Source organism: Saccharopolyspora sp., from assembly GCF_017434145.1.
In the GTDB taxonomy this organism is placed as follows: Bacteria; Actinomycetota; Actinomycetes; order Mycobacteriales; family Pseudonocardiaceae; genus Saccharopolyspora_C; species Saccharopolyspora_C galaxeae.
Map to the genome: position 1 here is coordinate 1 of NZ_JAFRFW010000087.1, position 11,216 is coordinate 11,216.

Annotated in this window: 8 protein-coding genes; 6 read left to right on the forward strand and 2 right to left on the reverse strand. The window is 69.9% G+C overall.

Annotated elements, in window-relative coordinates; genetic code table 11:
* Positions 1–496: 496 nt before the first annotated feature.
* From IJH84_RS02215 to IJH84_RS02230, 4 genes are all read left to right on the forward strand, one after another.
* On the forward strand, positions 497–1,645 hold the full coding sequence (locus IJH84_RS02215; protein WP_295139642.1) for a Xaa-Pro peptidase family protein: 1,149 nt from the start codon (positions 497–499) through the stop codon (positions 1,643–1,645).
* Positions 1,642–2,106, forward strand: coding sequence for an Lrp/AsnC family transcriptional regulator (locus IJH84_RS02220; protein ID WP_295139643.1), 465 nt, complete (start codon positions 1,642–1,644; stop codon positions 2,104–2,106). Before IJH84_RS02215 ends, IJH84_RS02220 begins: the two co-directional genes overlap by 4 nt.
* A gap of 437 nt (positions 2,107–2,543) precedes the next feature.
* Complete coding sequence (locus IJH84_RS02225; protein ID WP_295139645.1) at positions 2,544–4,019, forward strand: condensation domain-containing protein; 1,476 nt, start codon at positions 2,544–2,546, stop codon at positions 4,017–4,019.
* A gap of 20 nt (positions 4,020–4,039) precedes the next feature.
* A complete protein-coding gene (locus tag IJH84_RS02230; RefSeq protein WP_295139647.1) occupies positions 4,040–5,479 on the forward strand; it encodes a condensation domain-containing protein in 1,440 nt (479 codons plus the stop codon).
* A gap of 78 nt (positions 5,480–5,557) precedes the next feature.
* Here IJH84_RS02230 and IJH84_RS02235 read toward each other — a convergent pair whose 3' ends face one another.
* Both IJH84_RS02235 and IJH84_RS02240 read right to left on the reverse strand, forming a co-directional pair.
* Positions 5,558–5,989, reverse strand: a complete 432-nt coding sequence (locus tag IJH84_RS02235; protein WP_295139649.1) for an OsmC family protein — start codon at positions 5,987–5,989, stop codon at positions 5,558–5,560.
* A gap of 212 nt (positions 5,990–6,201) precedes the next feature.
* Complete coding sequence (locus IJH84_RS02240) at positions 6,202–6,918, reverse strand: TetR/AcrR family transcriptional regulator (protein ID WP_295139651.1); 717 nt, start codon at positions 6,916–6,918, stop codon at positions 6,202–6,204.
* Between the two features lie 200 nt (positions 6,919–7,118).
* Here IJH84_RS02240 and IJH84_RS02245 point away from each other — a divergent pair, with 200 nt between their 5' ends.
* Entirely contained in the window at positions 7,119–9,821 is a 2,703-nt protein-coding gene (locus IJH84_RS02245) for an MMPL family transporter (protein ID WP_295139653.1), read from the forward strand.
* Positions 9,822–9,853: 32 nt separating this feature from the next.
* Positions 9,854–11,216: YhgE/Pip domain-containing protein (locus IJH84_RS02250; RefSeq protein WP_295139654.1), on the forward strand; the 1,363-nt coding region annotated here is incomplete at its 3' end.

The following is an 11,216-nucleotide window of genomic DNA, read 5'->3' on the forward strand; positions in this document are numbered from 1 at the left end:
ATCACTGCCAGCAGCAGGGCGAGCACTCCGGCCCCGGCCATCAGCAGGATTCTCGGCACCGGGGAGTAGGCTTCCCCTCCCTCGGCTGCCGGACCTGGGGCCCCCGGCGCCTGTGACGGACTGTCAGGAACGCCGGCGCTGTCCGTTCCGGCGGCCACGTCCGGATTTCCCGCTTCGGTCCCAGCGGCAGGCGCGGGCGCCGTGCCTGCGTCACCGGCCGGCTTTTCCGTTGCGGCCGGGGCGGGGGTGCTCTCCCTCTCCCGCCCCGGTTTCCTCGGACCCGGGTTCGGGCTTGTTCGCGGGAGCGCCCGGGTGGCGGAACCTCCGCCGCCGACCCGACGAAGATCAAGCACCCGGGGCTTCCCGCAGCAGGTTCCGCGAAGCGGTGCCGGTCGCCCACGCACCGGAGCGACTCCTCGTCACCGGCCGGTTCCCGGCGGAACGAGACGAACCACCGCCCTGGCGTCCGGGGTCGGCGTGGTTAGGCTTGGCGGCCATGGCCACTGTCTCGCTCAAGCAGGATCCCGCGGTGCTCTCCGCCAGGCTGGACCGCGCCGCGGCCACCGCCGCGGACGCGAACCTGGACGCCCTGCTGATCACGCCCGGTTCGGATCTGCAATACCTGCTGGGAGTCCGCGGGGAATCGTTCGAGCGGCTGAGCACGCTGGTGCTGCCCGCGGCGGGTTCCGAAGCCGCGCCGGTGCTGGTGCTGCCGAAGCTGGAAGCGCCCGGCTACCACGACGTGCCCGCTGACGACCTCGGCGTCGAGGTGGTGACCTGGGTCGACGGCGAGGACCCGCACGCGCTGGTCGCGGACCTGCTGCGGCGCGAGCGCAAGCCTTCGCGGGTCGCGGTCGCCGATGTGATGCCCGCGCTGCACGCCTTGCCGCTGCAAGCCGCGGTCGGCGGCGAGCAGGCGCTGGCCGGTCCGGTGCTGCGCGAGCTGCGGATGCGCAAGGACCCGTCCGAGGTGGCGGCGCTGCGCACCGCGGGCGCGGCGATCGACCGCGTGCACGCGCGGATGGCCGAGTTCCTCACCGCGGGGCGCACCGAGGCGCAGGTGGGTGCGGACATCGCCGCCGCCATCGTCGAGGAGGGCCACACCGAGGCCGACTTCGTCATCGTCGGTTCCGCCGCGAACGGCGCGAGCCCGCACCACGCCCTGTCGGACCGCGTGATCGAGCGCGGCGACGTGGTGGTCGTCGACATCGGCGGGCCGATCCCGGCGGGCTACAACTCGGACTGCACCCGCACCTACGCGGTGGGGGAGCCGTCGCAGCCGGACGTGCGCGAGACCTACGCGGTGCTGCAGGCCGCCCAGGAAGCCGCGGTGCAAGCGGTGCGTCCCGGTGCCACCGCGGAGTCGATCGACGCGGCCGCGCGCGAGCCGATCGCCGCGGCCGGGTTCGGGCGGGAGTTCATCCACCTCACCGGGCACGGCATCGGCCTCGACGTGCACGAGGAGCCGTACGTGGTCGCCGGGAACCGCCTCGAACTGGAGCCGGGCATGGCCTTCAGCATCGAGCCCGGCATCTACCAGGAAGGCCGCTGGGGCGCCCGGATCGAGGACATCGTGATCGTCACCGAGGACGGGGTGGACAGCGTCAACGAACAACCGCACGAGCTGGTGGTGCTACCCGCGTGAACGACCGCAACACTGGCGAGCTGGAAGCGACCGACCGGGCGATCCTGCGCGAACTCGTGCACGACGGCCGGTGCAGCTTCACCGATCTCGCCGAACGGGTGAGCCTGAGCGTGTCCGCCGTGCACCAGCGGGTCCGGCGGCTGGAGCAGCGCGGCGCGCTGCAGGGCTATGTGGCCAAAGTGGACGGTGAGCAGATCGGGCTGCCGATGACCGCGTTCATCTCGCTGACCCCGATAGATCCCGCGGCGCCGGACGACTACCCGCAGCGGCTGGAGCACCTGCCGCAGATCGAGTCCTGCTACTCGGTGGCGGGCGACGAGTCCTACATCCTGCAGGTGCGGGTGGAATCCCCGCTGGGGCTGGAGGATCTGCTGCGCCAGATCCGGGAGTGCGCGAAGGTCTCCACCCGCACGACCGTCGTGCTGTCCACACCGTACGAACACCGCCCGCCGCAGATCTGAGCGCCACTGACCACAGTGGACTGAGCCCCCGTCGCGGGGCGGGAACCAAGGGAGCGGACCGCCGGCCCGGCAAGAACGGGCGAGCGGTCCGCTCTTTTCGTGCCTGCGCGCATTGCGGCGGCGTTCGCCCGATTTGAGCGGTTTCCCGGCTGTTCTTGCGGCCGGATCGGCAAGTCGGGGCAAAAATTCCCTTGATCGCTGAACAATTGCATTGACACCACTTTTTGTCCCTCGATCGTGGTATCTGCGGGCGCCGCTGCAAAATTCCACTTTGTGGATTGAATCGTCATTTTCCCAGTGCACGAGCCCATAAGAGCCCCGGGGATTGCAATGGATTCGGCTTGCGGCATTATCGCGGTCCCCATACGCGGATCGGCGTGACGACGCATTGAGCCGACGCGGTGGGCATCGGTGCCGTCGAATTGCGAGTGGGTGGCATGAAGTTCACGGAGATCGCGGATTACCAGGTTAGACCGGGCGCGGTGACGCGGTGGACCGTCGTGCCCGCCGCGGCGGCCCGGCCGCAGGACGACGACCGCCCGCCGTCGCACCTGCAGGAGGACCACCTCCGCAACCACGCCGCCGCGGAGACCGCCCAGCCGAGTTGGCTGGCCGTCGGGTTCGATCTTCCCGGCGAGCTGGACGGAACCGCACTTCGTGCTGCCGTGCTGCGCTGGCTGGACCGGCACGAGTCGCTGCGCAGCGAACTCACCTGTCGAGCGGGCGAGCTGCGGCGTCGCACCTGGGAGCCGGGGCGGCTTTCGCTGTCCCGCGAGGAAATCGGCGACTTCGAGGCCGGCGAGGAGATCACCGCCGAGCTGCGCGCGATGTTCAACGCGCACACCGACCCCACCGGCTGGCCGTCCTACGTGTTCGCAACGATCTCGCGCGCCGACTCGGTGACGCTGTGCATGGCGTTCGATCACGGGAACGTGGACGGGTACTCGATCCTGCTGGCGGCGCACGAGGTTCAGGAGCTCTACGCGGCCGAGCGCGAAGGGCGCGGCGCGGGGCTGGCCGAGGTCGGCAGCTACGTCGATTTCTGCGCCGAAGAGCGGGTTTTCACCGATGTATTCGAGCGCTCCGACGAGATCGTGGGCGAGTGGGCGGATTTCGTCGCCTCCTGCGGAGGCGAGCTGCCGAGCTTCCCGCTGCCGCTGGCGGGCGCGGACCTGCGGGTGGACCCCGTGATGTCCGGTTTTTCGGGGCCGCAACGCGGATTCTGCCGGCGGCTGTTGGACGAAGAGGGCGCCGACGCGCTGGAGACCTCGTGCCGCCGCAACGGCGGCAGCGTGTATTCCGGCGTGCTGGCGACCCTCGGCACGGTCGCGAACCTGATGTCGCAGCAGACCACGTTCCGCACGTTGCTGCTGCTGCACACTCGTTCCGCGCAGCGGTGGGCGCAGTCGGTCGGCTGGTTCGTCGGTGTCGCACCGATCCAGTTGCGCACTCCCGAGAGCATCACCGGCGGAGCCGACGTGCTCGAAATGCTGCCCACCGCGGGCAACGCGTTGCGCACGGCGAAGCCGTTGTCGGCGGTTCCGCTGCCGAAGGTCTCCGAACTGCTCGGGACCGAGCTCGTGCCGCGTTTCGTGCTGTCCTACATGGACATGCGCGCCAGTCCAGGCGCGTGCAACTGGGACGACTGGAACGCGCAAGCGCTGCACGCGCCCGCCACTTCGGCGGACGAGGTCTACCTCTGGGTCAACCGCAACCACAACGGCATCGACGTGACGTGCCGCTTTCCCGGCACCGCGGCGGCAGCGGCGGTGCTCGACGACTACGTGCACCAGATCCGGCGGCTGCTGCGCGCGGTGGCCGTCGCCGGTCTCGCCACCACCATCCCTCCAATGTGGACGGAGTCCGCACCGGAACGCGAGTCCGCGCCGGACGCCGTGTCCCGAACCAGCTGAAAGGAGTCAGCTCCGTGCGGATGAACGAACTCTCGCAGCAGGAGCCGGAACCCGGCCTGCTCGTAGAATGGCGGCCGACCACTCGCACCGAGGTGGCCGTGCAGCAGCGCGCGGAACATCCCGCACCGGCTTCGCCCATCCAGGAGAGCCACTTGCGCCGGGAGGTGGCCAACGATGCCGCGGGGGTGGCGCATTCTTCCTGGCTGGGCACGTCTTTCGAGCTGCCGGGCAGGATCGACCCGGACGCGATGGCGGCCGCCTGGCGACAATGGGTGTGCAGGCACGGCACGATGCTGACGTGGTTCGAGCCGGATGCCGACGGCGAGCTGCGCCGGTACGCGATCGCTGGTGACGACGTGGAATTCGCGCCCGTCGAACTGGGCGAGCACACCGGCCCCGAAATCCGCGAGCACCTGCTGAACCGGTTCGACGACGCGGCGAAAGCGCTGCACTGGCCGCCGTTCGTGCTCGGCGCGGTGCTGCGCGCAGAATCGTCCACTGTGTACTTCGCGGTGGATCACGGGCACACCGACGGATATTCGATGGTCCTGTTGTTCGACGAGCTGCGGCGGCTCTACGAGCAGGAGATCACCGGAGTCGACCCCGGGCTGCCGGAGGTCGGCGACCACGCGGAATTCGCGGCGCGGGAACGAGCCGCCGAGATCCCGGAGCGGTCGCTGACCGCCGCCGTCGAGCTGTGGAGCGAGTTCTGGCTCAGCGGCGGGAAAAAACCCGCGGGATTCCCGCTGCCGCTCGGGCTGGCCGACGGCGAGGCAGCGACCTCCCGGCTGACCGAGTACGAGTTGTTCGACACCCGGCAGGCCAACGTCTTCGGGCGCCGTTGCCGGGAGCACGGCGGCGGTTTCGCGGCAGGCCTGTTCGTGGCGCTGGCCATCGCTTCGGCCGAGTTGGCCGGGGAGGAGACGTACCGGACGCTGACGCCGGTGCACACCCGCGACGAGCCGCGCTGGGCGGCCGCGCACGGGTGGTTCATCAACCTGGTCCCGATCCACTTCGAGCTGACGGGTTCGCGAACCTTCGGCGAAGTGCTGCTCCAGGCCGAGCAGGCGTTCGCCCGGGCGCGCGGCATCGCGGACGTGCCGATGATCAAGCTGATGCAGCACCTCGGCTCGCGGCTCTCGCTGGACGGCATCGAACAGACGGTGCTGCCGATGACGTCGTTCATGGATGGGCGGCGGATCCGCGGCCACGAGGATTGGCAGCGCGCGGACGCGCAGGTCCTCGGCGGCCCGCGCGAAGAGACCGACGTGATGCTCTGGGTCAACCGGGCGCGGGAGTGGACCTGCCTGCTGGTCAGCCATCCGGACACCCAGGTGGCCGCCGAGAACGTCGGCCGCTACTCGGAGCGGGTGCGTTCGGTGCTGCACCGGGTCGTCGAGCACGGGGATCACGAACTGCGCCGCGAGCACGCGCGGCCCGCGCCGGTGTCACCGGGCTGACTTTCCCCGTTCGCCGGGGGAAGACGCGAAAAGTCCCTTGTGGACGATCCACAAGGGACTCTTCCGTGCGGCGCGGGCTCAGCCCAGCGCTGCGTCCAAGGTGATCGTGGTGCCGGTCAGCGCGGCCGAGACCGGGCAGATCTCCTTGGCCTTCTGCGCGGCCTGCTGGAAGGTGTCCTCGTCGGCGCCGGGAACGCTGGCGCGCACGGTCAGCGCGATGCCGGTGATGGCGAACCCGCCGCCGGACTTGCCGAGGGTGACCTCCGCGCTGGCGTCGATCCGCTCCGGGGTGAGCCCGGATTCCCCGAGCACGCCGGAAAGCTGCATGCTGAAGCAGGAGGAGTGCGCGGCCGCGATCAGCTCCTCCGGGCTGGTCTGCCCGGCCGGGTCCTCCGCGCGCGTCGCGAACGAGACCGGGAACTGGCCCGCGTTCGAGGAATCCAGCGTCACCAGGCCCGACCCAGAGCCCAGGTCGCCGTTCCAAGTGGTCGTGGCGTTGCGATCGGCCATGGCAGTTCTCCTTGTCGTCGACTGCGTCGGGTGCCGGGTCCTCCCGGGGCGGCCGGGTCTTCCCGGAACGGCGGGGTCTTCCCGGAACGGCCGGGATCGGCCGCACTGCCGGGAACACCCCGAGCCTGGCAAAGCTTCCTTGATCATGCCGTGCGGAATCTCATCGCGCACCGGACCGGCCGCGGGCGGCCCCGGCTACGAATGATCTACGGTCACCGGAATCCGAGCGGACCGGAATCGGGTCGATCCGCCGGACGCACCTCGGTGAGGCTGTGAATCAACGGCGGCAGAGTCTGCATGATGGTGTCCCGCGCGGCCTTCTCGGCGTCCTGCGCACCGGAGAGGATCGCCTCCTGCATCGCGGACTCGAACTGGTCCAGCAGCAGCCGGGTCAAGTGCAGCGGATCGATCAGGAAGCGCAGCCCCACCGAGCCGAGCGCGGCGTCGACTATCGACGCCAGCTCGTGCTGGAACGCCTGCGAACTCTCCAGGAAGCGCGGCGCGACCTGCGGATCGCGCATCGCCAGCAGCCGGAATTCGCTGTTGAGCAGCGACCACTGCCGGTTCTCCGGCTGCACCGCCAGGATGTCGGCGATCACCCCTTCGATCCGCGCCGGATCGGGCTTGCCGCCGGTTCCGCCGAGCGCGGCGACCGCGTCGTCGAACCGTTCGCGCAGCGTCTCCAGCCGCATCCGGTTCTCCCGGTCGGCCAGCGCGAAGAACAGCTCCTCCTTGCTGGCGAAGTTGGAGTAGAACGCGCCGCGGGTGAACCCGGCGTCGTCGCAGATGGCCTCGATGGAGGTGCCGTTGATGCCGTGCTCGCAGAACTGCCGGTAGGCGGCGTCGATGAGCCGTTCCCGCGTCTTGGCCCGGCGCGCGGTCTCCCGTGCGCCGCCTTCCGGCGCCCCGGCGGCCTTGCTCGTGTTCACGCGGACTTCCTCCTCGACGCCGGACCAGGATGACCCAGGACCGGGATCTATACCAGCAGTTTCGACCTTGGACTTGCACCCGGGTGGGGACGGTCGATGGTATCGGATACGCTGCTGTATCGGATACAGCGCCGTATCCGTGTCCTTCGTCCGTTAGTGGCATAGACCCGTCCGGTACGTCCGGTGACAGGGAGTCTGGCGTGTCGTCGTTCCTCTACTCAGTCGGTCGCCGAGCATTCGCCGCCCGCAAGACCGTCCTGCTGATCTGGCTGCTGGTGCTGGCCATCGCGGGAGGCGGTGCGGGCCTGATGAACCAGGGCCTGGACAACAACGTCAGCATTCCGGGCACCGAGGCGCAGAACGCCCTCGAGCGGCTGTCGGTGACTTTCCCGCAGACCAGCGGCGCCTCGGCGCAGGTCCTCACGGTCGCGCCGCAAGGCGTGCGCGATCCGGCCGTGCGCGCCGAGATCGACAAGACCGTCCGCGAACTCGAGAACATGGACGGCGTCGCCTCGGTGATCTCGCCGTACCAGGAGGACCTGGGCGGTTCGATCAGCGACGACGGCCAAGCCGGCATCATCATGGCCCAGCTCGAAGGCCAGACCCAATCGATCGGGCAGCCCACCAAGGACCGCATCGCCCAGATCGCCGCCGACCTGCAGGACCGGCTGCCGGAAGGTGCGCAGGCCTCGCACGGCGGTCCGTTGTTCTCCACCGAGATCCCGGGCCTGAGCATCGTCGAAGCACTCGGCCTGGTGATCGCGATCGTGGTGCTCGTGATCACCCTCGGCTCGTTCCTGGCGGCAGGGATGCCGCTGATCAACGCACTGCTAGGGGTGGGGATCTCCACCGCGCTGATCTTCCTGGCCACGGCGATTTGGACGATCAACGCGACCACCCCGCTGCTGTCGCTGATGCTCGGCCTGGCCGTGGGCATCGACTACGCGCTGTTCATCGTGTCCAGACACCAGCAAGAACTGGCCGAGGGCGTATCGCCGCAGGAAGCCGCGGCGCGCTCCACGGCCACCGCGGGTTCGGCGGTCATCTTCGCCGGGCTCACCGTGATGATCGCGCTGGTCGGGCTCGGCGTGGCGGGCATCCCGTTCCTGACCACGATGGGCATCGCGGCCGCGGTCGGCGTCGGCATCGCGGTGCTGGTGTCGGTGACGCTGATGCCCGCGCTGCTGGGCTTCGCGCGCAACCGGATCAAGGCGCGGGAACCGAAAAAGCGCGCCAAGCGCCCGTTCGGCGAGCGGTTCTTCAGCGGCTGGGTGCGCGCGGTGACCCGCTTCCCGATCGTCACCGTGGTGCTCGTGATCGGGGCGCTCGGGATGGCCACGTTGCCAGCGGCCGGGCTGCGGCTGGCACTGCCCGACTCCGGGGCGCTGCCGAAGGAAGACCCGGCCCGGGTCACCTACGAGCGAATCGCCGAACACTTCCCGAAGGGCTTCAACGGCCCGCTGATCGTCACCGGCAACATCGTCACCAGCAACGACCCGCTCGGGCTGATGAACGACCTCAAGGGCGAGATCGAGCGGCTGCCCGGCGTGGCCGACGTGCCGATGGCCACCCCGAACCCGACCGCCGACACCGGCATCGTGCAGGTGGTCCCCGAAGGCGCGCCGGATTCCGAGCAGACCAAGCAGCTCGTCGACGAGCTCCGCTCGCTGCGGCCGCACTTCCAGGAGACCTACGGGGTGAACCTCTCGGTCACCGGGTTCACCGCGATCGGCATCGACGTCTCGGCCAAGCTCGGTGAGGCGCTGCTGCCGTTTGCCGTGGTCGTGGTCGGGCTGTCGCTGATCCTGCTGACGATGGTGTTCCGCTCCATCGCGGTGCCGATCAAGGCGACGCTGGGATACTTGCTCAGCATCGGGTCCTCGCTGGGCATCGTCGCGCTGGTGTTCCAGCACGGCTGGCTGGCCGAATTCTTCGGCGTCACCCGTGCCGGACCGGTGATCAGCTTCATGCCGATCGTGCTGATGGGCGTGCTGTTCGGGCTGGCCATGGACTACGAGGTCTTCCTGGTCACCCGAATGCGCGAGGAATTCGTGCACACCCGCGACGCGCGCGGGTCCGTCCACAGAGGATTCGTTTCCTCGGCGAAGGTCGTCACCGCCGCCGCGGTGATCATGTTCGCGGTGTTCATCGCGTTCGTGCCGGAGGGCGATGCGAACCTGAAGCCGATCGCGCTCGGGCTCGCCGTCGGTGTGTTCGTCGACGCGTTCATCGTGCGCATGATGCTGGTGCCCGCGGTGCTGGCGCTGCTGGGCGACCGGGCGTGGTGGATGCCGCGCAAGCTGGACCGGGTACTGCCCTCGTTCGACGTGGAAGGCGAGAACCTGCGCGAGGAGATCGAGCTGGCCGACTGGCCCAGCCCCGGCTCCGACGAGGCGATCGCCTGCGAAGGGCTGCGGATGGCCGACCCGTCCGGCGGCGACCCGATCTACCAGGACGTCGGTTTCCTGTTGCCGCGCCAGGGAATCCACGTCGTGCGCGGCACGCACGAGTCCGCGATCAGCGCGTTGCTGCTGACGCTGTCCGGCCGGTTGAAGGCCGACGGCGGCAGGTTGAAGGTGCTCGGCTACGTGCTGCCGGCCCGCGCATCGTCGGTGCGCTCGCGGGTCGCCTACGTCGACGTCGGCGAAGGCGGTGCCGAGTCGGTGCGCAGCGCGCTCGCCGAAGATCCCGCCGTGCTGGTGCTGGACCGCACCGACCGGGTCTCCGACCCCGCGGCGCGCCTGGAGATCCGGGAACTGCTCGCCGGTTCCCGCCCGACCGTGCTGGCGGGCACGACCGGTCTGGCCGACGTGCGCGACATCCTTCCCGGCGCCGGCACGCTGACCGAACTCCGCGACGACGCCGAAGCCATGCCCAACGTGCTCTCCGGCGCGACCCGGTAAGCCGCGACCGCTAGAAAGCAGAGGAATTCACTGTGAGTCCGTCGCTGAAGGAGCGGTCCCGGTTCCGGGCCCGCTGGCTGCCGCTGCTCGGCCTGCTGCTGGTGCCGCTGGCCATCGCGGGCCTGCTGACCTGGTCGCTGGGCAAACCGCAGGACCGGCTCAAGGACGTCAAGGCCGCGGTGGTGAACACCGACGAGCCGGTCGAGATCAACGGCCAGCTCACCCCGCTGGGCAGGCAGCTGTCCGCGAAGCTGGTCGGCGGTGAGATCAAGAGCAATTACACCTGGGAGTTCGCCACTCCGGAGACTGCGCGGGAAGGACTGGAGGACGGCACCTATTCGGCGGTCGTGACGATCCCGAAGAACTTCTCCCAGGCCGCCACCTCGTTCTCCGGCGATCCGGCGCAGGCCAAGCGCGCCACCGTCGACGTCGACACCGGCGACCGCAGCCGGCTGGCCGACGAGGCGATCAGCAAGACGGTGACCGACACCGCCGCGAACCTGCTCGGCCAGCAGTTGACCACCACCTACCTGGACAACATCTACGTCGGGTTCAACACCCTCAACGACCAGCTCGGCGAAGCCTCGAAGGGCGCGACGCAGCTGGCCGACGGCGCCGACCAGCTCGCGGGCGGCACCGATCAGCTCTCCGGTGGTGCAGGTCAGCTGGCGGACGGCACGCGGCAGCTCGCGGGCGGGCTCGGCGCGCTGGACAACGGCGCTGGTCAGCTCGCGCAGGGCATGAACGCGTTGACCGGCGGGTTGCAGCAGATCCAGCAGCAGACCGCGCAGCTGCCCGACCAGGTCGGCACGCTGGCCGATGTCTCCGCGAAGGAATCCCAGGGCGTGCAGCAGCTCAACACCGGGCTGCAGGGCATGGCCAAGGAACTGGGCGAGATGTCCAAGGAATGCCCGCCCGGTGTGGTGCCGATGTGCAACAAGCTGGCGGTGCAGGCCGCGACGGCTAAGGCGCTGTCCGAGGGCGGCGGACAGCTGCAGCAGGCCAGCACCGGTGTTTCCGGTGGGCTGGAGCAGCTTTCCGGCGGGCTGCCCGCGCTCACCGGCGGTCTCGGCCAGCTCGCCGGAGGCGCCGAGCAGCTCAACGGCGGAATGGGGCAGCTCGCCGGCGGGCTGTCGCAGACCAGCGGCGGTGCCGGTCAGCTCGCCGACGGCGCCGACCAGCTCGCGGGTGGCACCCGCGGCCTCGCCGACGGCGCACGGCAGCTCGGCGACGGCACCGGGCAGCTGTCCGACGGCCTGGGCGAGGCGGTCGAGAAGCTGCCGAAGTACCCGGACGGAGACCGCGACAAGCTGGCGAAGGCGGTGGCGAACCCGGTCACGACCGCGGAAGGCACCTCCATCGGCTTCGGCTCGTCCGGCCTGGCGCTGTACGCGG